Source organism: Lacimonas salitolerans (assembly GCF_042677865.1).
In the GTDB taxonomy this organism is placed as follows: domain Bacteria; phylum Pseudomonadota; class Alphaproteobacteria; order Rhodobacterales; family Rhodobacteraceae; genus Lutimaribacter; species Lutimaribacter salitolerans.
The window spans coordinates 1-20,597 of the sequence record NZ_JBHUDD010000054.1 but is presented as its reverse complement, the minus strand read 5'-3'; the positions used below and the strand labels follow the sequence as shown (position 1 = coordinate 20,597).

Below are 20,597 nucleotides of genomic sequence, written 5' to 3'. Positions count from 1 at the left end.
CTCACACCCGTTCGATCAGTGTTGAAATGCCCATGCCGCCACCCACGCACAGCGAGATCATCGCGCGGCGCGCGCCGCGGCGTTCCAGCTCGTCCAGCATGGTGCTGACCAGCATCGCGCCGGTCGCGCCCAGCGGATGCCCCATGGCGATGGAGCCACCGCAGACATTGGTGATTTCCGCGTCGATATCCAGATCGCGCATGTAGCGCAGCGCGACCGAGGCGAAGGCCTCGTTTATCTCCCACAGGTCGATGTCGGCAGGCGTCAGCCCGGCCTTTGCCAGACATTTCTTGGCGGCGGGGCCGGGGCCGGTCAGCATGATCACCGGATCGGTGGCAAGGACAGCGGCCGACACGACCCGCCCGCGCGGGGCAAGGCCCAGATCGCGGCCCGCCTGTTCGCTGCCGATCATCACCGCCGCCGCGCCATCGACGATCCCCGAGGAATTGCCGGGCGTGTGCACGTGGTTGATGCGGTTGACCTGCGGATATTTCGCGATCGCCATCTCGTCCATTCCCAGCGCGCCCATTTGTGCAAAGCTGGGTTTCAGCGCGCCAAGCGTCTGCATGTCGGTGCCGGGTTTGATGAAATCGTCGCGCTCCAGCACCACCGCGCCATTCAGGTCGCGCACCGGCATCACCGAGCGGTCGAACCAGCCGTTGTCGCGGGCATGTGCGGCGCGGCGCTGGCTTTCGACGGCAAAGGCATCCACATCCTCGCGGCTGTAGCCATCCAGCGTGGCGATCAGGTCGGCCCCGATGCCCTGCGGGACCGAAGTGTGATCCAGCACGAACTCGGGGTCGGCGAACATCGGCCCGCCGCTGGAGCCGATGGGCACGCGGCTCATCGATTCGACGCCACCGGCGATCACCAGATCCTCCTGCCCCGATCCGACCTTGGCAGCGGCCATGTTCACCGCCTCAAGCCCCGAGGCGCAGAACCGGTCAAGCTGCACGCCCGGCACGCCCTCGTCCCAGCCCGCGCTGATAACGGCGGCCTTTGCGATGCAACTGCCCTGTTCCAGCACCGGGGCGACGCAGCCCATCACCACGTCATCGACGCGGGCGGTGTCCAGATCGTGGCGCGCCTGCAACCCTTCCAGTAGACCGGCCAGCAGGCGGATCGGTTTCACCTCGTTCAGCGTGCCGCCCTGCTTGCCCTTGGATCTGGGCGTGCGCACGGCATCGTAAATAAAGGCCTCGGCCATGGTCCCTGTCTCCTACTTCGGTTTGGCGACAGGGTAGGGGGCGCGCGCGGGCCATTTCAATCGGATGCGCGGCAAATGCCCCAACGTCACGGGGTTGCCGGTGGCGCGTGGCAAGGGCAGTCTGCTGGTCAAAAGGGAGCGATCCATGCAGATCAAGGCAAACGGCATCACGCTGGAGGTGCAGCGGCACGGCCCGCAGGACGGCGTGCCGCTGATCCTGATCCGGGGCCTTGGCAGCCAGTTGATCCACTGGCCGCGCGAGATGCTGTCGGGTTTGGTGGATCGTGGCTTTCGCGTTGTGATCTTCGACAACCGCGATGTCGGGCAAAGCGCGCGCTGCCCCGCCCCGGGTGTCGATGGAAGGGCCAAGACCATACTGGCCGATCTGGCGGCGGGCCGCGCACCGCAGGCGGCCTATACGCTGGACGACATGGCCGACGATGTCATCGGGCTGATGGATGCGCTGGGGATGGCCCGCGCGCATGTGTTCGGCATCTCCATGGGCGGGGGCATCGTGCAGGCGCTGGCTTTGCGCCATGCAAACCGGCTGCTGTCGGCCACGATCGTGATGTCGCGCGCGGCCTTTACCGGGCAGGGGCCGATCGACCAGTTGCTCAGCCATCCGCAGGATCGCGAAGGGTACATCGACGCGGCCCTGATCGGCGATCACGCCTGGGGCAGCCCCGGCTTTCCCGCGCCCGACAGCTATGTCCGCGACCTGGCGGGTCGCTCCTATGACCGGGGGGCCGAGCCCGAGGGCGTCAACCGGCAGCTTCTGGCGATCATTGCCAGCCCCGACCGCCGCCACGCGCTGCGCGCGATTGACCTGCCCTGTCTGGTGATCCACGGGGCCGATGACGCGCTGATCCCTGTGCAGGCGGGTGAAGAGATTGCCGCGCTGATCCCGGATGCTGTGTTGCGGATCGTGCCGGGCATGGGGCACATCATCACGCCCGCGCTGGCCCCGGTGATGGTCGACCTGCTGGCGGGTTTCATCGCGCAGATTGCACCGACATCCGACCCGCAGGGTTGATTTCACGTCGATTTTCGCCATCCGCGTCTTGGCAAGCGTAAAGCGGACCTTATCTGGTCACCAAATAATCACGAAACGCGTCCGGCAGGGCGGAAGGACAACGGCAATATACCGTAAACGGTGGATTGGGATTGTATTTCTCCCTGTCGTGTTTCACATGGCGGAAAATTTGGCTAAGAGCGTGAAAGCCAGATAACGACAGGGGATGGTATGGGCAGTGTCAGCAACCTTTTGCCGGTAATCGCGATTCTTCCGTTTCTGGGAGCATTGTTACCGGGGGTGATGATCCGCGCCGGGCGCAATGCCTGTGCCAGTTTCACCGCTGTGCCCACGGTGCTTGCACTTGTGCTGCTGGCCTCGCTGGCGCCCGACGTCCTGCGCGGCGAGGTGATCACGGCCGAGTTCGCATGGCTGCCGCAACTGGGTCTGTCGGTCAGCTTTTTCCTTGACGGTCTGGGTCTGCTGTTTGCCGGGATGATCCTTGGCGTGGGCCTGCTGATCATCCTTTATGCGCGGTTCTACCTGTCGGGCGACGATCCGATGGGGCAGTTCTATACCTATCTGCTGCTGTTTCAGGGCGCGATGCTGGGCATCGTTCTGTCCGACAACATCCTGCTTTTGCTGATCTTCTGGGAGCTGACAAGCCTGTCGTCCTTCCTGTTGATCGGCTATTGGAAGCATCTGCCCGAGGGGCGGCAGGGCGCGCGCATGGCGCTGGCCGTGACCGGCGGCGGAGGGCTGGCCCTGATCGGCGGCATGCTGATCCTTGGCAACATTGCGGGCAGTTACAACCTGACCGACATCCTGTCGCAGGGCGATCTGATCCGGGCATCCGACTGGTATCTGCCCGCGCTGATCCTGATCCTGCTTGGCGCGTTCACCAAATCGGCGCAGTTCCCGTTTCACTTCTGGTTGCCGCACGCCATGGCGGCGCCGACGCCGGTCTCGGCCTATCTGCACTCGGCCACCATGGTTAAGGCGGGGGTGTTCCTGCTGGCACGGCTATGGCCGGTGCTGTCGGGCACGCCCGAGTGGTTCTACATCGTGTCCACCGTGGGTCTGATCACGATGCTGATCGGGGCCAAGATCGCGCTGTTCAAGGATGACCTCAAGGCGCTGCTGGCATTTTCCACCGTGTCCCATCTGGGCCTGCTGACCATGCTGCTGGGCTTTGGCACCAAGGCGGCGGCCTTTGCGGCGGTGTTTCACATCATCAACCACCTGACGTTCAAGGCGGCACTGTTCATGACCGCCGGGATCGTCGATCACGAAACCCACACCCGCGACATCAAGCGGCTGGGCGGGCTGCGCCACCTGATGCCGATCACCTTTGGCATCGGCACCATCGCGGCGTTGTCTATGGCGGGTATTCCGCTGTTCAACGGGTTCCTGTCGAAAGAGCTGATGCTGGAAGAGGCCGCGCACACCACATGGGCGGGCAATCCGTGGGTCGTGGGCGGGCTGTCGACGCTGGCGGCGCTGTTCTCGGTCGCCTATTCGTTCCGCTTCATCTCGCATGTGTTCCTTGGCCCGCAACGGGATGATTACCCGGCCAAGCCGCATGACCCGCCCTTTGGCCTTTGGATTGCGCCTGCGTTTCTGGCCTTCTTCGTGGTGCTGATCGGGATCGCGCCGTTCCTGGCCGAGCCGCTGGTGAATGCTGCCGCCGGGGCCGTGACCGGCGCGCCAAGCGACAAGTACCTGAGCATCTGGCACGGGGTGACCCCGGCGCTGATCATGTCGATCATCGCGGTGCTGGGCGGTCTGCTGCTGCTGGCCCTTCATGCACCGCTGATGCGGCTGTGGAACGCCACACCGCGCCCCGAGGCCAAGGTGATGTTCGACGCCGTGGTCGCCGCCGTCGTGGCGCTGGTGCGCAGCATCACATACGGGCTGCACAACGGCTCGATGAGCCGCTATCTGGCCATCTTTGTCGCGGCCACCGTGGCGCTGGGATATGCGGCCTGGTCGGGGGGCGGTCATCTGCCAGCCACGCGTGCCATCCAGCCGATCCCGCCCGTGGTGGCGGTGGGCTGGCTGATGCTGATCGTGTCGACGGCGACGGTGGTGATTCTGCACCGCCAAAGGTTCCGCGCGCTGGTGGTGATCGGCGTGCTGGGGCTGATGATCTCCAGCGGCTTCGTGTATCTGTCCGCCCCGGACCTGGCGCTGACACAGATTTCGGTGGAAACCGTGACCATCATGCTGCTGCTGCTGGCGCTGTATTTCCTGCCAAAGGACTCGCCCCTTGAGAGCAGCGCGGCCCGGCGGGTGCGTGACGGGGTGATCGCCTTGGTTGCGGGCGGGGCGGTGACCGCGCTGGCCATGGCCTTCATGCTGCGCGACGTGGCCGATCCGATTTCCGCCTTTCACCTTGAAAACGCCAAGACCGGCGGCGGCGGCACCAATGTCGTCAACGTGATCCTTGTGGATTTCCGGGGCTACGACACCTATGGCGAGATCATCGTTCTGGGCATCGCCGGGCTTGCCATCTTTGCGCTGATGGACGCGGTGCTGAACGGCCCCGCCTCGCGTCGCCTGCGCAACATGACACCGGTCGAGAACTGCGCGCGCGACCGTCACCCGATGATGATGGTGGTGGCGACGCGGGCAATGATGCCGATTGCCGTGGTGGTCGGGGCCTACTTCTTTCTGCGCGGGCACAACCAGCCGGGTGGCGGGTTCGTGGCCGGGCTGGTCATCTCGATCGCCTTGCTGATGCAGTACATGGCCTCGGGCTTTGCCTGGGCGCAGTCGCGTCAGCGCATCGAGTATCACGCGATGATCGGCTGGGGGGCCTTGATCGCCGGGCTGACCGGCGTGGGTTCATGGCTGTTCGGCAAGCCCTTCCTGACATCGGATTTCGGGTATTTCGAGATCCCGCCGATCGAGGAGTTCGAGCTGGCCACAGCCCTGCTGTTCGATCTGGGCGTGTTCCTGACCGTTCTGGGGTCGGTGATGCTGATGCTGTACAGCCTGTCGCGCATGGCGCGCTATGCCGGTGAAACCGTCAATACCGAGCCGATGGATTACGACCCGTCGCGAAACGTGGCCGACACCACGGGCAAGGAGAGCTGAGATGGAATTCGTTGTCGCAAGCTCGGTCGGTGCGCTGACCGCCGCCGGAGTGTACCTGATCCTGCGCCTGCGGGCCTTTGCCGTGATCCTGGGGCTGGCGCTGCTGTCCTATGCGGTGAATGTGTTCCTGTTCTCGACAGGGCGTCTGATGGTGGATGCAGCACCTGTGCTTCAGCCCTATGGCGGCGAGGTGGTCTATTCCGACCCGCTGCCGCAGGCGCTGGTGCTGACCGCCATCGTGATCTCGTTCGGGATGATGGCGGTGCTGGTGATGTTCGCGCTGGGGGCGTTTCTGGAAACCGGCTCGGACCGCATCGACATGATCGACGAGGATGACGATACCACCGGACCGGAGGACCGCGCATGACCCATTGGATCATTGCCCCGGTCATCCTGCCGGCCCTGCTGGCCCCGGTGATCGCCTTTGTGATGCGCCACGACATCGTGCTGGCGCGAGCGGCCTCGTTTGTCGGTGCGATTGGCCTTCTGGTGATCTCCGTCGGCCTGCTGGTTATGTCGGCAAGCGGCGAGACCTTTGTCTACTACCTGGGCAACTGGCCCGCACCCTTCGGCATCGTTCTGGTGATCGACCGGCTGTCGGCAATGATGCTGGTGCTGACCAGCGTGCTGGGGCTGGTGGTGCTGTATCATGCCAGCGCCACCGGATGGGACAACCGTGGTCGACATTTCCACGCCCTGTTCCAGTTCCAGTTGATGGGGGTCAACGGGGCGTTCCTGACCGGCGACGCCTTCAACCTGTTCGTGTTCTTCGAGATCCTGCTGATCGCCTCTTACGGGCTGATGATCCACAGCGGCGGCAAGCGCCGGCTTCAGGCTGGCTTGCAATACGTGGTGATGAACCTTGCCGGGTCCACACTGTTCCTGTTCGCGCTTGGGACGCTCTATGCGACCACCGGCACGCTGAACATCGCGGACATGGCCGTGCGCCTGCGCGAGATCCCGGTCGAGGATGCGGCGCTGGCGCGGGTCGCCGGCCTGCTGTTGCTGGTGGTCTTCGCGGTCAAGGCGGCGTTGTTTCCGGTGCAGCTCTGGCTGCCCGCGACCTATGCCAACGCGCCCGCCCCGGTGGCCGCCCTGTTCGCCATCATGACCAAGGTGGGGGCCTATGCCATCCTGCGGGTGCATGTGGTGGCGTTTGGCCCCGATGTGCCCGCCATTGGCAGCCTGGTGGGCGACTGGCTGTGGCCTGCGGCTGTGATCACGCTGGCCGTGGGGGCGTTCGGCGTGCTGGGGGCCAAGCGTCTGATGCCCTTGCTGGCCTTCTCGGTTGTGGGCTCCATGGGCACGCTGATGCTGGCGGTTTCGGCCTTCACGCCGCAGGCAACGGCGGCGGCGCTGTATTATACCGTGCATTCCACATTCGCGGCGGCGGCACTGTTCCTGATGGCCGACCTTGTGCTGACGCGGCGCGCCGGGGGCGACGCGCTGAGCGCGCAACCGCCCACGGTGCAGAACGGGCTGTTCGCGGCTCTGTTCTTTGGCGGTGCGATCGCGATGGCCGGGATGCCACCGCTCAGCGGGTTCCTGGGCAAGCTTCTGGTGATGGACGTGCTGCGCGAGACGCCGACGATGGCAATCTCGTGGGCCGCGATCCTGATCGGCTCGCTGCTGATCATCGTGGGCTTTGCCCGCGCGGGCAGCATGCTGTTCTGGAAATCCACGGCGGTTGATCCTGGCCCCGACCCGCAGGACGAGTCGGCCCGCCCGTCCGTGCGCGCTGCGAGCTTTTCCGAGGTCGCGCCGACCATGGCGGTTCTGGGTTTGCTGGCGGTGTTCACGGCGCTGTCAGGCCCGGCGATGGATTTCTTTGACCAGACCGCCGCGCAGCTCTTCGACTATCAGGGTTATGTCGATGCCGTTCTCGGGCAGGAGGACCAGTCATGATGCGCCGAATCCTACCCCACCCGATGCTCAGCCTGCTGCTGACGATCGTGTGGCTGATGCTGGTGAACAAGGTGACGCTGGGCAATCTGATACTGGGCGGCACGCTTGGCATACTGGTGCCGATCATCACCTCCGCATACTGGCCCGACCGCGCGGTCATCAGCCATCCCTTGCGCGCCACCAGCTATGTGTTTCTTGTGATGTGGGATATCGTCATCGCCAATATCGAGGTGGCGCGGATCATCCTGTTCAAACCGAACAAGAACATCCGTTCGCGCTGGGTGACCGTGCCCTTGAGCCTGAAATCGCCCGAGGCAATCACCGTTCTGGCAGGCACGATCACGATGACCCCGGGCACCGTGTCGACCATGCTGTCGGCGGATGGCGCGGCGATCCTTGTGCATTGCCTGCACACCGACGACCCCGACGCGGTGCGCGACCAGATCAAGACGCGCTATGAATCCCGGCTGAAGGAGATTTTCGAATGATTGCATATGCGCTGTATTTCGCCCTTGGGTCCTTTGGTCTGGGGCTGTTGTTCAGCCTGTGGCGGCTGACGTTCGGGCCAAGCTCGGCCGACCGTATCCTGGCGCTGGACACGATGGTGATCAACATCATCGCGCTGCTTGTGCTGTACGGCATCGTGCTGGGCACATCGGTGTATTACGAAGCGGCAATGCTGGTGGCCATGGTGGGCTTTGTGTCGACCGTGGCCTATTGCCGGTTCGTCCTGCGTGGCAACATCATCGAATAGGAGCCAGGGACATGGACACAGGATTGATCATTGAAATCGCGATCAGCGCCTTTCTGGTCATTGCGGGAATTTTCGGGCTGGTCGGATCCTACGGGTTGATCAAGCTGCCCGATACGCTGCAACGTCTGCACGCGCCGACCAAGGCCACGACGCTGGGCGTGGGCGGTGTTCTGATCGCCTCGATGCTGTATTTCTGGCTGTACCTCGGGGATTTCAGCTTTCACGAGTTGATGATCACGCTGTTCCTGTTCCTGACCGCGCCGATCTCGGCCAGTTTCATCGCCAAGTCATTCATGCAGACCAATGTGTCCGAAGAGGATGTACCGGAAACCGGGGGCGATGTGGGCTGGTCCAGCTATGCCGACCGTCCGATCGGACCCGGGGGGGAGTGACCGGGACAGCGTCGCGCTGTGCGGCGTCACCTGCATCTCATCCCGCTGAACGCAGCACAGCGCGGAGCGGCCAGACCTTCGATACGGCCCGTTTCGCGCCCTGACTAACTGTTGCCGCCGGTGAACCGATGCGCATCTGCGGCGGCGCGTCGGATCGCGTTCGATTTGTGCACGGTTTCCTGATACTCGGCCTCGGGGTCGCTGTCGTAGACGACGCCGCCACCGGCCTGAATGTACAGCACCTGATCCTTGACCACCGCCGTGCGCAGGGCGATGCACATGTCCATGTCGCCACCCGCGCTGAAATACCCCAGTCCGCCGCCATAGACGCCGCGCTTTTCGGGTTCCAGCTCGTCAATGATCTGCATCGCGCGGACCTTGGGCGCGCCTGACACGGTGCCTGCGGGCATGCCCGCGAAAAACGCATCCAGCGCGTCCTTGTCCGGGGCAAGCTCGCCCACCACGTTCGACACGATGTGCATGACGTGGCTGTAGCGTTCGATGATGAACTTCTCGGTCGGGCGCACGGTGCCGATGCTGGCCACGCGGCCCACGTCGTTGCGGCCCAGATCCAGCAGCATCAGATGCTCGGCCAGTTCCTTGGGATCGCCCAGCAGGTCGGCCTCCAGCGCGCGATCCTGCTCGGGCGTGGTGCCTCTGGGACGTGTGCCCGCAATGGGGCGGATCGTGACCTGACGGCCGAACACGCGCACAAGGATTTCGGGGCTGGCGCCCACCACCTGAAAGCCACCGAAGTTGAAATAGAACATAAAAGGCGACGGGTTGGTGCGTCGCAGACTGCGGTAAAGCGTGAAGGGCGGCAGCGGAAACTCCTGCGCCCAACGCTGGCTTGGCACCACCTGAAAGATATCGCCGGCGCGGATGTAGTCCTTGGCTTTCTCGACAGCCGCCAGATAGTCGGGCTTGCTGAAATTCGATTGCGGCGGGGCGATATCGCGGGCCTCGCCCATCTCCCGCGTTGCCTGGGGCAGGGCGCGTTCCAGATCGCGCAGCGCGTCCGTCACCCGCTCGGCGGCCTGCGCATAGGCCGCGCGCGCCGATTGCCCGTCGCTGACCCATGCGGGGGATACCACCGTGACCTCGCCCTTGACCCCATCCAGCACCGCCACCACCGTCGGGCGCAGCATGACCGCATCGGGCAGGCCCAGCGGATCGGGGTTCACGTCGGGCAGGTGTTCCACCAGCCGGATCATGTCATAGCCCAGATAGCCATACAGACCGGCGGCGGCCTGCGGCAGATCCTCGGGCATGTCGATGCGCGACTCGGCGATCAGCGCGCGCAGATTGACCAGTGGCGCGCCTGGCTGATCCTCGTAGGCGTCGGGATCGAACCGTGCATGGCGGTTCAGTCGGCTGCGCTCACCGTGGCATTGCCAGACCAGATCGGGTTTCAGACCGATGATGGAATAGCGCCCGCGGACCTCGCCGCCCGTCACCGACTCCAGCATGAAGGCATCCTTGGCCGCCCCTGCCAGCTTCAGCATCAGCGACACCGGCGTGTCCAGATCTGCGGCCAGACGGGCATAGACAAGCTGGTTCTGGCCGGCCTCGTAGGCGCGGGCAAAGCTGTCGAAACTGGGTGTCAGGTCCACGATGAGCGGTCCTTTGGATTACTGAAAATTGGTGTGCACGGCATTGAGCGCGGCCTGATCCAGTTGCACGCCCGCGCGATTCTGGATGTCGGTCGCAAAGGCCTGGAACAGATCCTGCGCCAGGCCCTGATTGGCCTGTTCGGCCAGTTGCGCGCGCAGATCGGCAACCTGCGGCTGGTCCGTGTCGGGCGGCAGGATGTCATCCATCCGCACCAGATAGACCGCGCCCAGACCGTCGATCACACGCAGCTCGCCGCGCGACATGGCAAAGACCTGCTCCATGAAAGTTCGCGGCGTGCCTTGGATAAACTGGCCGCGCGTGACCTCCTGCTCTTGCGTCACGTCATAGCCCAGCGTGGTCATTTCCCGCACCTCGGACAGTTGCGACACCATACCATCGGCCAGTTCGCGCAGGCGGCGGTCGGTCTCGGTCGCCTGCCATCCGGCGATCACATCGGCGCGCACCTCGTCCAGCGTCAGCGCGCGAGGTTCGATCACCCCGTCCAGACGCAGGGCAAAGATGCCGCCGTCCTCCATCTCGGTGATCTCGGGAAAATCGTCTGCGGCAACGGCCCGGGCGGCCTGCCGGAAACTCTCATAGCTGGCCGGACCCTCGCCGCTTTCACGGAACCAGTCGATCTGGCCCACCTGCATCTCGGCCTCTTGCCCCAGCTCTTCCAGCGTGGCGCCACCGGCCAGCAGGCTGTCGATCCCGGTCAGGCGGGATTCGATCACGCGGCGGGCGCGGTCCATCGCCAGCTCGTCGCGCAATTGCTGTTCGACGTCCTCGAACGGGGTTTCCTGTGCGGCCAGAACGGCGTTGATGCGGTACAGCACGGGGCCAATGTTGCTGTCGACCGGGCCGACGATATCACCCGATTGCGCGTCAAACACGGTGTCCGCAGCGGCCCCAAGATCGGCGCGGCTGACATCGCCCATGTCCACATCGGCCAGATCAAGCCCGCGATCGGCCACCAGCGCGTCAAACGTCACCTCGCCATTGTCGATGCGCGCCTTGGCATCCTCGGCCGCGTCCTCGCTGGCAAAGCCCAGACGCTCGATCAGCCGACGCTCGGGCACGTTATACTCGGCTGAACGGCGCTCGTACTCGGTGCGCAGGGCGTCCTCGGGCAGGTCGATCTGGTTGACCATCATTTCCGGGCTGAGCCAGGCATAGGTGATCTGCTTCATTTCGGGGGTGGTGTAGGAGTCGGCATTGGCCTCGTAGTGGTCGCGCAGTTGCGCATCGTCGGGCAGCCCGACCGGCGTTTCCAGAGCGGCCTGATCCAGCCGGATATGCGAAAAGCTGCGCCGCTCGGCGGCATAGGTCAGGATGGTGTCGGCCAGGGTGTCGGGCATCCGCACGCCGCGCACCAACGCGCCTTGCAACAGGGTGCGGGCGGTTTCCTTGCGCAGCTGTTCCTCGAACTGCGGCTCGGTCAGGCCCGCGCGGTCGAGGGCGAACTGATACGCCTGCCGGTCGAACGTGCCGCCGGACCCCTGGAATCCCGAAATCTGGGTGATCTGACGCGCCAGGTTCTCGTCGCCGATGGACAGGCCCAGAGTTGCCGCCTCGTTGTCCAGTGCGGCCCCGGTGACAAGACGGCCCAGAACGGCGCGGTCGATGCCCATTTCACGCGCCTGCGGAAAGGGCAGGGGCTGGCCGGTCTCGGCCTCGATCGCGCTGATTTCCTGTTGCAGCGCGCGGGCATATTCGTCGATCTCGATTTCCTCGTCGCCGACGTAGCCCACGGGGCTGACTCCGCCCGACAGGTTGGTGACGCCAAAGCCGCCAAGCCCCAGGATCAACAGGCCCAAAAGGACCCAGACCGCCATTTTCGAGATGCTGTTGCCGCGCGCCATAGGGCCCCCCAGTTTTCGATTTTGCCTTGTCTACGCTGCGCCAAGGCCCCGTGCAAGCGGTGCTAGGCGGTGAACCCGGCCAGCCGCTGGTAAAGCTGCGCGATGCCTGCGCGGTCCACGTTGGCAAAGGCGATGCGCAACTGGCGCGAGCCGTTTTCGTCGCCTTCGGGCATGAACATGGTGCCGGGCAGGGCAAGGATGCCGGCCTGCTGCACAAGCTGTTGCGCCAACCTGTCCGAGGGTAGGTCGAACGGGTGACGGAAATAGGCGAAATAGGCCCCTGCGCCCATAAGCTGCCAGCCACGGTCGGCCAGTTGCGGCAACCCGTCGGTGATGGCGGCGCGGCGGTCAAGGATTTCGGCCCGTTCACCGGCCAGCCATTGCGACAGGTTGCGCATGCCCCACAGGGCGGCACGCTGGCCCAGCTGTGGTGCGCAGATGGCGACGGTATCCAGGAACTTCTCGACCTCGGCCAGCAGGGCGGTGCCCGCGACGATCGCGCCGGTACGATGCCCCGTCAGGCGGTAGGATTTTGAGAACGAATACAGCTGCACCACCGTTTCCGCCCAGTCGGGATCGGTGAAAAGCGCATGAGGCGCGCCGGCCAAGCTGTGGAAATCGCGGTAGGTTTCGTCGATTATCAGCTTGATGCCATGCGCCTGCGCCAGTTCGGCAAAGCCTGTCACCAGATCGGCGGGGTATTCCACGCCGCCGGGGTTGTTCGGGGTGACCAGCACGATGGCGCGGGTCCGGGGCGTGATCAGCCGCGCGGCATGGTCGGGATCGGGCAGCAGGGCGGCATCGGTGGGCAGCGGCACGGCCTGCACACCTGCCATGTCCAGCCACATCTTGTGATTGAAATACCACGGCGTTGGCAGGATCACCTGATCGCCCTGACCTGTCAGGGCGGCGATGGTTGCGGCGAAGGCCTGATTGCAACCCGCTGTAATCGCGACATTTTCCGGCGCGATCCGGCCATCGTAGGCGGTGCTGAACTGTGCCACGACCTCGGCCCGCAGCTCGGGCAGGCCCAGCACGGGACCATAAAGATGCGTGCCCGGATCCTCTTGCACCAGCCGCGCCATTTCGGCGCGCAGACCCGCGGGCGGCGGATCGACCGGGGCGGCATGGCTGACGTTGATCAGCGGGCGGTCCTGGGGAAAGGTGACGCCCTCCAGCCAGCGGCGGGCCTCCATCACCGGGGGGGCGAAGGTGGATTGCGTGCGTGTCAGCGTCATGTCAAATCTGCCTTGAATCCGGGTGTCACATCCCATGCACACATCATGCACATGCCATGCATACGGCGGTCAGTCCTTGCCGCGATAGGGTTCGACGTATTGCAGGGCCATGTCCCACGGGAAAAAGATCCACGTGTCCTGGCTGACCTCGGTGATGAAGGTGTCGACCTGATCGCGGCCCTTGGGCTTGGCATAGACGGTGGCGAAATGCGCGCGCGGGTAGATCTGGCGCACCAGTTCCAGCGTCTTGCCGCTGTCGACCAGATCATCGACGATCAGGATGCCCTCGCCGTCGCCGCCCATCAGCGCCGAGTCCGGTGCCTTGAGCACCTCGGCGCGGCCCTGTGCCTGATGGTGATAGGATTTGACGCTGACCGTATCGACCAGCCGAATGTCCAGCTCGCGCGCGACGATCATCGCGGGGGCCATGCCGCCCCGGGTGATCGCCACCAGCCCGCGCCATGCGCCATCATCGGGGCCCTGACCATCCAGCCGCCACGCCAGCGCGCGGCTGTCGCGGTGAAGCTGATCCCAACTGACGTGAAAGCCTTTTTCATGGGGCAGGCGGTCGGTCATGGCGTGATCCTTTCGGGTCTAGCGGGACATCAGCAGGCGCAGGCCCAGCAGGCCAAGCACACCGGCCGCGATCCGGTCGAAGATGGGTTTGAGGCGCAGATACCCGTCGCGCGCCCGGCGAGTCGACAGCAGACCGGCAAACAGGGTGTAGACCGCCAGCTCGACCACAAGGTGATTGCCCACGATCAGCGCCTTTTGCGCGACGCTCAGATCCGGGGGGAAGATCACCACCAGAACCGAGGCGGCAAAGAGCACCGACTTGGGGTTGGCAAGATTCACCAGCAGCCCGCCGACAAAGGCGCGGCGACCGGGTTGGGCGCTGTCGGCCACAGGTTTGCTGGCGTCGCGCCAGATGTGATACGCGATCCAGAGCAGATAGGCGGCCCCGGCCAGTTTCATCGCCAGATAGAGCCAAGGCACCAGCGCGAACAAGGCCGCCAGCCCGAGCAGGGCGGCCCCGGTCCAGGCGGCGGCCATCAGGCCCAGACCCGCGCCGGTCGCCACCCCTGTCCAGAAGCCGCCTCGCACGGTCTGGCGCAGGGCGAACAGCAGTGCCGGGCCGGGGCTGGCCATGGCGGCCAGCAGCGTCACGTTGAAGGCCAGAAGATGCGCGGCCTCCATCGGATCAGCGGTCCTTGTGGTTGGCGGTGGCGTCGATGTCGGGCGCATCGACCGCCTTCATGCCGACCACGTGATAGCCCGCATCGACATGCAGGTTTTCGCCCGTCACGCCGCTGCCCAGATCGGACAGCAGGTAGAGCGCGGATTTGCCCACATCGTCGATGGTCACGTTGCGGCGCAGGGGCGAGTTCAGCTCGTTCCATTTCAGGATGTAGCGGAAATCGCCGATCCCGCTGGCGGCCAGCGTCTTGATCGGGCCCGCGCTGATGGCGTTGACGCGGATGCCGTCCTTGCCAAGATCCTCGGCCAGGTATTTCACCGATGCCTCGAGCGCTGCCTTGGCCACGCCCATCACGTTGTAATGCGGCATCACCTGCTCGGCCCCGTAATAGGTCATCGTCAGGGCCGAGCCGCCATCGGTCATCAGCTTTTCGGCGCGCTGCATGACGGCGGTAAAGCTGTAGCAGCTGACATCCATCGTCATCAGGAAATTGTCGCGGCTGGTTTCCAGATAGCGCCCGCGCAGTTCGGACTTGTCGGAAAAGCCGATGGCATGGACAAGGAAATCCAGCTTGCCCCATTTTTCCTGCAATTCGGCAAAGGCCGCGTCGATCGAGGCGGCGTCGGACACGTCGCAATTGATCAGCGTGGTCACGCCCAACTGGTCGGCCAGCGGCGCGACACGCTTGCGGAACGGTTCGCCCAGATATGTGAAGGCCATTTCGGCCCCCGCCTCGGCGCAGGCGCGGGCGATGCCCCATGCGATCGACTTGTCATTGGCGAGACCCATGATCAGACCGCGCTTGCCGGCCATCAGGTTATTTGACATTTCCGCAACCTTACCCAATTCGTGCTTCAATTGGTTGTCCTTTAGGCGATGGCTTGCGCTGCATCAAGGCCGCTTGGCCCCGGTCCGCTGTGAGAGTGGCAGGTAAAGCGATGTGGCGCGGGGGTTCCTGCCGGACTTCTTTTGACACAAGGATCACGCAAGATGACTGACCGCACCGGGATTTTCGCCGGGGATGACCCGTTTCAGATCGCCCGCCGCTGGCTGGGCGAGGCCGGGGATGCCGAGATCAACGACGCCAATGCCATTGCCCTGTCGACCGTCGATGCCGATGGCCTGCCCAATGCGCGCATGGTGCTGCTGAAGGAGATCGAGGATGACGCCTTTGTCTTTTACACCAATTACGAAAGCGCCAAGGCGGGCGAGATCGAGCAGGCGGGCAAGGCGGCCTTTGTCATGCACTGGAAATCCCTGCGCCGGCAGATCCGGGTGCGCGGCATCGTCGAGCGCGAGGACGGGCCGAAGGCGGATGAATACTACAAGTCCCGCAGTCTCAAGAGCCGTCTGGGTGCGTGGGCCAGCCAGCAATCGCGCCCCCTTGGGTCGCGTGCGGCGCTGATGGCGGAGGTTGCGAAAGTAACGGCACGTCACGGTGCAAATCCGCCCAGACCCTCCTTTTGGGGGGGTTACAGAATCAAACCTGTTGAGGTCGAATTCTGGGCGGATGGGGCGTTTCGTCTGCACGACCGTTTCGTGTGGCGCAGATCGAGCAGTGAAGAGACATGGGAAATACAGCGGCTGAACCCGTGAATTTCATGTCGCGTGAAATGCAAGCGGCCTGAAGACTGAAGGAAATACCTTGAAACTCATCCGTTTTATGACGCATGAGTTAAAGGGCTTACGTGAGGAAAGCTTGTGGGTGGCAACCTTGGACAATGATACAGACATCACCCGGAGGGTGATCGGGCAGGTCAAGTGGTTCGATCCGGTCAAGGGGTTTGGTTTCGTGATCGCCGATGAGGGCGGACCGGACATTTTGCTGCATGCCAATGTGCTCAGGAATTTCGGCCAGAGTTCGGTCGCCGACGGGGCCCGCGTCGAGATCGGCGTGCAGGATACCCCGCGCGGCGTGCAGGCCGTCGAGGTCATGTCGATCGCGCCGCCCGAGGGGACCGGCACGGCGACGCTGGCCGATTTCGAGGATATCGACCCTGAAACCATCGCCTCGGCCCCGCTGGAGCCTGCGCGGGTCAAATGGTTCGACAAGGGCAAGGGCTTTGGCTTTGGCAACGTGTTCGGGCGCCACGAGGATGTGTTCATTCACATCGAGGTGTTGCGCCGCTCGGGTTTGGCCGATCTGCAACCCGGCGAGGCGGTCTGCCTCCGGGTGATCCAGGGCAAGCGTGGGCGCATGGCGACCGAGGTTCTGGCCTGGGAGGCCGCCCTGAAGAAAGACTCCGACGCATGACCGGCACCGCGCGTGTGCTGTGGATGGCGATCTGGCTGGCGCTGGCCGGTGTGATGCTGCCTGCGGCGCCGGTGCGGGCCGAGGCATCGGTCTGCGCCGAAAACGTCGTGCACCTGCGCGGCGACTGGGGGCAGGCGCGGTTCGCCGTCGATCTGGCCCAGACGGCGCAGGAGCGGTCGCGGGGGCTGATGTTCGTGGAACAGATGCCGCGGGGCAAGGGCATGCTGTTCGTCTATCCGCGCCCCGGCCCGGTGGCGTTCTGGATGAAGAACACGCTGATCCCGCTGGACATGATATTCATGGATGCCACGGGCACCGTACGGCACGTGCATCACGACGCGGTGCCCGGCGATCTGACGTCGATCGAAGGCGGGCGCGACACGCTGGCGGTGCTGGAAATCAACGGCGGTCTGGCCCGTGCCATCGGCATCGTGCCGGGCAGCCAGATGCGCCATCCGGCCTTTGATGCAGAAAACGCAGCCTGGCCTTGCTAAGCCCTTTTCAATCGCAATCGACCGCGCTATTGGGGCGCATGGTTCGGGACGTGGCGCAGTCTGGTAGCGCACCTGTTTTGGGTACAGGGGGTCGTAGGTTCGAATCCTGCCGTCCCGACCATCTAGTTCAGCCTCTGGGCCTGTAGCACCTGACCACAGCGGGCCACGCATGACATCATCCGAGATCCTTCTGGACGGCGTGAGCCTGTCGCATGGCACCAACAGGGTGTTTGACGGGCTGAGCCTGCGCCTGCCCGAGCGGCGGGTTGCGCTGATCGGGCGCAACGGCGCGGGCAAGACTCAGGCCGCGCGGCTGATCGCCGGGCTGCTGGCGCCAGACTCGGGCCGCGTGACGGTGCACGGGGTCGAGGTGGCACGCGACCGGCGCGCGGCGCTGGCGACCGTCGGCATCCTGTTCCAGAATCCCGATCATCAGATCATCTTTCCCACGGTCGAGGAAGAACTTGCATTCGGCCTGCGCAATCAGGGCCATGACGCGGCCAGTACGGCGCAACAGGTGGCCGACATGCTGGCGCGGTTCGGCCGCGCCGGTTGGGCCACGCAGGCGGTGCATGAGCTGAGCCAGGGCCAGCGCCATCTGGTCTGCCTGATGGCGGTGCTGCTGATGCGCCCGCGCGTGATCGTACTGGACGAGCCCTTTGCCGGGCTCGACATGGCCACGGTGCTGCGGCTGACCCGGTATCTGGAGGCGGTGGAGCAGCAGGTCATCCACATCACCCACGATCTGGACGCGGTGGCGGGCTATGACCGCGCGATCTGGATGCAGGGCGGTGCCGTGCAGGCCGATGGCGCGCCGGGGACGGTGATCGACGGCTATCGCACGGCGATGCGCGATCTGGGGGGCAGCGATGCTTTCACTGACCTCTGAGGTGCGCACGCCCTGGCACGGTGTATCGGCGCGGGCCAAGCTGCTGGGGCTGCTGGCAGCGACGGTGGCGGCGTTCTGGCTGGCGACGCCCGCGCAGGCGCTGGCCTTCGCGGCGTTGGTGGCGGGGATGCATCTACCCGGCGGCGCGCGGTTTGCCCGTCAGGGCGCGCGGATGCTTTGGCCTCTGTGGCCCTTCGTGGCGGTGATCCTGATCTGGCACGCGGTGACGGGCGCGTTTGCGCAGGGCGTGGTGATCGTGGCGCGGATGGTGGCGCTGGTGGGGCTGGCCAATCTGGTCACGATGACCACGCGGTTGCAGGACATCCTGGCACAGGTGGATGCGGCACTGGCGCTGATCCGGCTGCCTGCGCGGGCGCGGACCCGGCTGGCGCTGGCGGTGGCGTTGGTGATCCGCTTCACCCCTGTGCTGATGCAGCGCGGATCGGCTCTGGCGCAGGCGTGGCGGGCGCGCAGCGCGCGCAGGCCTGGCTGGCGTCTGGTGCTGCCCTTTGCGTTGAGCGCCATCGACGATGCCGAACAGGTGGCCGAGGCCTTGCGCGCAAGGTCCGGCGGGCTGTAGAAGGCCCGGAACTTCGCAGAAAAGGGACACTGACATGGAACGCAACATCACCCTGATCGCCCTGTTTGCCGCGCTGATCGCGGCGCTGGGGCTGGTGCCGAAATTCGATCTGGCGGGCGGCGTTCCGATCACCGCGCAAAGCATGGGCGTGATGCTGGCCGGGTCGTTGCTGGGCGCGCGCCGGGGGGCGCTGGCGGTTCTGTTGTTCCTGTTTCTGGTGGCGCTTGGCCTGCCGCTGCTGGCCGGCGGGCGCGGGGGCCTGGGCGTCTTTGCCGGGCCGACCGTGGGCTTTCTGATCGGCTGGCCCGCGGCGGCCTTTGTCACCGGCTGGCTGGTCGGGGTCTGGCGCGATGGGCTGTTTGGCCGGATGCCGGTGGCAGGCACGGCGCTGGCCGCGTTGGTGGGCGGTGTCGGTGTGCTTTATGCCTTTGGCATCGGGGGCTTTGCGCTGATCACCGAGCAATCCCTGACCGCCAGCGCGGCGATCATGCTGGTGTTCATCCCCGGTGACATCATCAAGGCGGTGCTGACCGGCTTCATCACCCAGGGCGTGCTGCGGGCGCGGCCCGGTCTGCTGCGCGCCTAAACCGCGCCGCGCCGGATCAGGTGGCGCTGGTGGCCTTCGGTTTCGGTCACTGACAGGTGATCATGCCCGGCCTGCGCGCAGAAATGCGGCAGATCGACCAGCGCCATCGCGTCATCGGCCAGCACGGCCACAACCGTGCCGGGGGCCAGCGCCAGCAACCGCTTGCGCGCGCGCAGCACGGGCAGGGGGCACAGCAGGCCGCGGGCGTCGATCTCGATCTCGGGTGTGTCCATGCGGGCCGGATAACGCGACCCTCGCGCGCTGTCCACGGGCATGTGACCATGCGTCCCGCGCAATCGGCGTGACGCGCGGCCAAAGCCGGGCTAAGCAGAGGTCATGTTCGGAATCGAGATCATAGACGCGGCGCTGTTGCCCGCGATGTTCGTGGCGCTGGCGGCAGGGGTCGTGTCGTTCCTGTCGCCTTGCGTGTTGCCCATCGTGCCACCCTATCTGGCCTATATGAGCGGCGTATCCCTGGCAGACCTGAACCGCGACGACGGGCGGCGCAGCGCGATCATGCCCGCGCTGTTCTTCGTTCTGGGCCTGTCCACGGTGTTCCTGATGCTGGGCTTTGCGGCCAGCGCCGTGGGCACGATGTTTTTGCAGTATCAGGGCTGGTTCAACACCATTGCGGGCGTGATCGTCATGGTGTTCGGCGCGCATTTCGTCGGCGTCTATCGCATCGGGTTCCTGGACCGCGAGGCGCGGCTGGATGCAGGCGACCGGGGCGGCAGCGCCTTCGGGGCCTATGTGCTGGGGCTGGCGTTCGCCTTTGGCTGGACGCCCTGCATCGGCCCGCAACTGGGCGCGATCCTGTCGCTGGCGGCGGGCGAGGCGTCGGTGGCGCGGGGCACCTTGCTGCTGGGGGTCTATGCCGCCGGTCTGGGCATTCCGTTTCTGCTGGTCGCGGCCTACCTGCCGCGACTGGGCGGGGTCATGGGCTGGATGAAGCGCCACATGGAGCAGATCGAGCGCGTGATGGGCCTGTTGCTGTGGACCATCGGCCTGCTGATGCTGACCGGCGGGTTCTCGGCCTTTTCCTATTGGCTGCTTGAGACATTCCCGGCGCTGGCGGTTCTGGGCTGAGCGTGATCCAGTTGTGCGCTGCCGCGCGCATTTATGCAGATTTGGCCGAGGCGACGTGCATAACCGGCGTTTCGTTGGGTTGTGCGGTTAGGGGTTTCTGCCGAGAGGCGGTTCTGGGCCAGTGTTATGTGAGTCGCGCCGCCGTCAAGGACACGCCGCGCGATGGGCGGTGGTCCGATCTTTTCTGTGGTCATCCCTGACTGCGTCCCGACGCGCGCTGGTGCGCACATTCGCGCCTTACGCTTGCCGGATTCGGGCGGTATGTTTCCGGCCAAACGAGGTGCGGTATGGGCAGTGACAGCGAGGGCCAGGTGCGCAGGCGGCGGGTGTTCTACATCCCCGGCTCAGGGCAATCGCTTTTGGCATTAAGCCATTGCTATGTTTGTGAGAATCGAGCGCAGGAAGGTGTCATCCCAGCCTGCGCGCT

At 65.1% G+C, this 20,597-nt stretch carries 22 protein-coding genes and 1 tRNA gene; 15 read left to right on the top strand and 8 right to left on the bottom strand.

All coding sequences use genetic code 11. The features are described 5' to 3' along the window. Position 1: 1 nt before the first annotated feature. Positions 2-1,207, bottom strand: coding sequence for an acetyl-CoA C-acetyltransferase (locus ACFTOW_RS10090; RefSeq protein ID WP_379915237.1), 1,206 nt, complete (start codon positions 1,205-1,207; stop codon positions 2-4). A 145-nt stretch (positions 1,208-1,352) separates the two neighbouring features. On the opposite strand from ACFTOW_RS10090, the gene ACFTOW_RS10085 reads away from it, so the two are divergent. The 7 genes from ACFTOW_RS10085 (at position 1,353) to ACFTOW_RS10055 (ending at position 8,369) form a co-directional block, all read left to right on the top strand. Further along, positions 1,353-2,240 (top strand): alpha/beta fold hydrolase, encoded by an 888-nt coding sequence (locus ACFTOW_RS10085; RefSeq protein ID WP_379915236.1) that lies wholly within the window; start codon positions 1,353-1,355, stop codon positions 2,238-2,240. A 210-nt stretch (positions 2,241-2,450) separates the two neighbouring features. Next, entirely contained in the window at positions 2,451-5,318 is a 2,868-nt protein-coding gene (locus tag ACFTOW_RS10080) for a monovalent cation/H+ antiporter subunit A (RefSeq protein ID WP_379915234.1), read from the top strand. A 1-nt stretch (position 5,319) separates the two neighbouring features. Beyond that, the gene (locus ACFTOW_RS10075; RefSeq protein ID WP_379915232.1) at positions 5,320-5,685 is read left to right on the top strand and encodes a Na+/H+ antiporter subunit C; all 366 of its coding nucleotides are present in this window, start codon (positions 5,320-5,322) and stop codon (positions 5,683-5,685) included. Then, complete coding sequence (locus tag ACFTOW_RS10070) at positions 5,682-7,223, top strand: monovalent cation/H+ antiporter subunit D (protein WP_379915230.1); 1,542 nt, start codon at positions 5,682-5,684, stop codon at positions 7,221-7,223. Before ACFTOW_RS10075 ends, ACFTOW_RS10070 begins: the two co-directional genes overlap by 4 nt. After that, positions 7,220-7,711: a Na+/H+ antiporter subunit E gene (locus tag ACFTOW_RS10065; protein ID WP_379915228.1), complete on the top strand. Its 492-nt coding sequence runs from the start codon at positions 7,220-7,222 to the stop codon at positions 7,709-7,711. Before ACFTOW_RS10070 ends, ACFTOW_RS10065 begins: the two co-directional genes overlap by 4 nt. Further along, entirely contained in the window at positions 7,708-7,977 is a 270-nt protein-coding gene (locus ACFTOW_RS10060; protein WP_379915226.1) for a K+/H+ antiporter subunit F, read from the top strand. Before ACFTOW_RS10065 ends, ACFTOW_RS10060 begins: the two co-directional genes overlap by 4 nt. Before the next feature lie 11 nt (positions 7,978-7,988). Continuing rightward, a complete protein-coding gene (locus tag ACFTOW_RS10055) occupies positions 7,989-8,369 on the top strand; it encodes a Na+/H+ antiporter subunit G (RefSeq protein ID WP_379915224.1) in 381 nt (126 codons plus the stop codon). 104 nt (positions 8,370-8,473) lie between these two features. On the opposite strand, the gene trpE is transcribed toward ACFTOW_RS10055, so the two are convergent. The 6 genes from trpE to fabI all read right to left on the bottom strand — a co-directional run bounded on the left by trpE (position 8,474) and on the right by fabI (position 15,109). Next, complete coding sequence (gene trpE / locus ACFTOW_RS10050; RefSeq protein WP_379915222.1) at positions 8,474-9,982, bottom strand: anthranilate synthase component I; 1,509 nt, start codon at positions 9,980-9,982, stop codon at positions 8,474-8,476. A gap of 18 nt (positions 9,983-10,000) precedes the next feature. Next, on the bottom strand, positions 10,001-11,845 hold the full coding sequence (locus ACFTOW_RS10045) for a SurA N-terminal domain-containing protein (RefSeq protein WP_379915220.1): 1,845 nt from the start codon (positions 11,843-11,845) through the stop codon (positions 10,001-10,003). A gap of 62 nt (positions 11,846-11,907) precedes the next feature. Then, positions 11,908-13,083 carry an aminotransferase gene (locus ACFTOW_RS10040; protein WP_379915217.1) on the bottom strand — a complete coding sequence of 392 codons (1,176 nt, stop codon included), beginning with the start codon at positions 13,081-13,083 and terminating at the stop codon, positions 11,908-11,910. A gap of 69 nt (positions 13,084-13,152) precedes the next feature. Then, on the bottom strand, positions 13,153-13,659 hold the full coding sequence (gene gpt, locus ACFTOW_RS10035; RefSeq protein ID WP_379915215.1) for a xanthine phosphoribosyltransferase: 507 nt from the start codon (positions 13,657-13,659) through the stop codon (positions 13,153-13,155). A gap of 18 nt (positions 13,660-13,677) precedes the next feature. Further along, positions 13,678-14,280 carry a LysE family translocator gene (locus ACFTOW_RS10030; protein WP_379915213.1) on the bottom strand — a complete coding sequence of 201 codons (603 nt, stop codon included), beginning with the start codon at positions 14,278-14,280 and terminating at the stop codon, positions 13,678-13,680. Between the two features lie 4 nt (positions 14,281-14,284). After that, positions 14,285-15,109 carry an enoyl-ACP reductase FabI gene (fabI, locus tag ACFTOW_RS10025; RefSeq protein WP_379915211.1) on the bottom strand — a complete coding sequence of 275 codons (825 nt, stop codon included), beginning with the start codon at positions 15,107-15,109 and terminating at the stop codon, positions 14,285-14,287. 162 nt (positions 15,110-15,271) lie between these two features. Here fabI and pdxH point away from each other — a divergent pair, with 162 nt between their 5' ends. The 7 genes from pdxH (at position 15,272) to ACFTOW_RS09990 (ending at position 19,084) form a co-directional block, all read left to right on the top strand. Continuing rightward, positions 15,272-15,877: a pyridoxamine 5'-phosphate oxidase gene (gene pdxH, locus ACFTOW_RS10020; protein WP_379915209.1), complete on the top strand. Its 606-nt coding sequence runs from the start codon at positions 15,272-15,274 to the stop codon at positions 15,875-15,877. 118 nt (positions 15,878-15,995) lie between these two features. After that, the gene (locus ACFTOW_RS10015; protein ID WP_379915207.1) at positions 15,996-16,535 is read left to right on the top strand and encodes a cold-shock protein; all 540 of its coding nucleotides are present in this window, start codon (positions 15,996-15,998) and stop codon (positions 16,533-16,535) included. Then, positions 16,532-17,029: a DUF192 domain-containing protein gene (locus ACFTOW_RS10010; protein WP_379915205.1), complete on the top strand. Its 498-nt coding sequence runs from the start codon at positions 16,532-16,534 to the stop codon at positions 17,027-17,029. The genes ACFTOW_RS10015 and ACFTOW_RS10010 overlap by 4 nt, the downstream gene beginning before the upstream one ends. 44 nt (positions 17,030-17,073) lie before the next feature. Further along, a tRNA-Pro gene (locus tag ACFTOW_RS10005) sits at positions 17,074-17,150 on the top strand. Positions 17,151-17,198: 48 nt separating this feature from the next. Continuing rightward, positions 17,199-17,918, top strand: a complete 720-nt coding sequence (locus ACFTOW_RS10000; protein WP_379915203.1) for an energy-coupling factor ABC transporter ATP-binding protein — start codon at positions 17,199-17,201, stop codon at positions 17,916-17,918. Further along, a complete protein-coding gene (locus ACFTOW_RS09995; RefSeq protein ID WP_379915201.1) occupies positions 17,899-18,498 on the top strand; it encodes an energy-coupling factor transporter transmembrane component T family protein in 600 nt (199 codons plus the stop codon). Before ACFTOW_RS10000 ends, ACFTOW_RS09995 begins: the two co-directional genes overlap by 20 nt. 34 nt (positions 18,499-18,532) lie before the next feature. Continuing rightward, positions 18,533-19,084, top strand: a complete 552-nt coding sequence (locus tag ACFTOW_RS09990; protein WP_379915199.1) for a biotin transporter BioY — start codon at positions 18,533-18,535, stop codon at positions 19,082-19,084. Here ACFTOW_RS09990 and ACFTOW_RS09985 read toward each other — a convergent pair. Next, a complete protein-coding gene (locus ACFTOW_RS09985) occupies positions 19,081-19,317 on the bottom strand; it encodes a sulfurtransferase TusA family protein (protein WP_379915197.1) in 237 nt (78 codons plus the stop codon). The genes ACFTOW_RS09990 and ACFTOW_RS09985 overlap by 4 nt on opposite strands. A 103-nt stretch (positions 19,318-19,420) precedes the next feature. Between ACFTOW_RS09985 and ACFTOW_RS09980 the strand changes: the two genes are divergently transcribed. Next, a complete protein-coding gene (locus ACFTOW_RS09980; protein ID WP_379915195.1) occupies positions 19,421-20,170 on the top strand; it encodes a cytochrome c biogenesis CcdA family protein in 750 nt (249 codons plus the stop codon). The last annotated feature ends 427 nt before the right edge of the window (positions 20,171-20,597 follow it).

Bases quoted from the DNA above. Each gene is read 5' to 3' on its own strand.
- ACFTOW_RS10090 (WP_379915237.1), bottom strand. From the start codon at position 1,207: ATGGCCGAGGCCTTTATTTACGATGCCGTGCGCACGCCCAGATCCAAG.
- ACFTOW_RS10085 (WP_379915236.1), top strand. From the start codon at position 1,353: ATGCAGATCAAGGCAAACGGCATCACGCTGGAGGTGCAGCGGCACGGC.
- ACFTOW_RS10080 (WP_379915234.1), top strand. From the start codon at position 2,451: ATGGGCAGTGTCAGCAACCTTTTGCCGGTAATCGCGATTCTTCCGTTT.
- ACFTOW_RS10075 (WP_379915232.1), top strand. From the start codon at position 5,320: ATGGAATTCGTTGTCGCAAGCTCGGTCGGTGCGCTGACCGCCGCCGGA.
- ACFTOW_RS10070 (WP_379915230.1), top strand. From the start codon at position 5,682: ATGACCCATTGGATCATTGCCCCGGTCATCCTGCCGGCCCTGCTGGCC.
- ACFTOW_RS10065 (WP_379915228.1), top strand. From the start codon at position 7,220: ATGATGCGCCGAATCCTACCCCACCCGATGCTCAGCCTGCTGCTGACG.
- ACFTOW_RS10060 (WP_379915226.1), top strand. From the start codon at position 7,708: ATGATTGCATATGCGCTGTATTTCGCCCTTGGGTCCTTTGGTCTGGGG.
- ACFTOW_RS10055 (WP_379915224.1), top strand. From the start codon at position 7,989: ATGGACACAGGATTGATCATTGAAATCGCGATCAGCGCCTTTCTGGTC.
- ACFTOW_RS10045 (WP_379915220.1), bottom strand. From the start codon at position 11,845: ATGGCGCGCGGCAACAGCATCTCGAAAATGGCGGTCTGGGTCCTTTTG.
- ACFTOW_RS10040 (WP_379915217.1), bottom strand. From the start codon at position 13,083: ATGACGCTGACACGCACGCAATCCACCTTCGCCCCCCCGGTGATGGAG.
- gpt (WP_379915215.1), bottom strand. From the start codon at position 13,659: ATGACCGACCGCCTGCCCCATGAAAAAGGCTTTCACGTCAGTTGGGAT.
- ACFTOW_RS10030 (WP_379915213.1), bottom strand. From the start codon at position 14,280: ATGGAGGCCGCGCATCTTCTGGCCTTCAACGTGACGCTGCTGGCCGCC.
- fabI (WP_379915211.1), bottom strand. From the start codon at position 15,109: ATGTCAAATAACCTGATGGCCGGCAAGCGCGGTCTGATCATGGGTCTC.
- pdxH (WP_379915209.1), top strand. From the start codon at position 15,272: ATGACTGACCGCACCGGGATTTTCGCCGGGGATGACCCGTTTCAGATC.
- ACFTOW_RS10010 (WP_379915205.1), top strand. From the start codon at position 16,532: ATGACCGGCACCGCGCGTGTGCTGTGGATGGCGATCTGGCTGGCGCTG.
- ACFTOW_RS10000 (WP_379915203.1), top strand. From the start codon at position 17,199: ATGACATCATCCGAGATCCTTCTGGACGGCGTGAGCCTGTCGCATGGC.
- ACFTOW_RS09995 (WP_379915201.1), top strand. From the start codon at position 17,899: ATGCTTTCACTGACCTCTGAGGTGCGCACGCCCTGGCACGGTGTATCG.
- ACFTOW_RS09990 (WP_379915199.1), top strand. From the start codon at position 18,533: ATGGAACGCAACATCACCCTGATCGCCCTGTTTGCCGCGCTGATCGCG.
- ACFTOW_RS09985 (WP_379915197.1), bottom strand. From the start codon at position 19,317: ATGGACACACCCGAGATCGAGATCGACGCCCGCGGCCTGCTGTGCCCC.
- ACFTOW_RS09980 (WP_379915195.1), top strand. From the start codon at position 19,421: ATGTTCGGAATCGAGATCATAGACGCGGCGCTGTTGCCCGCGATGTTC.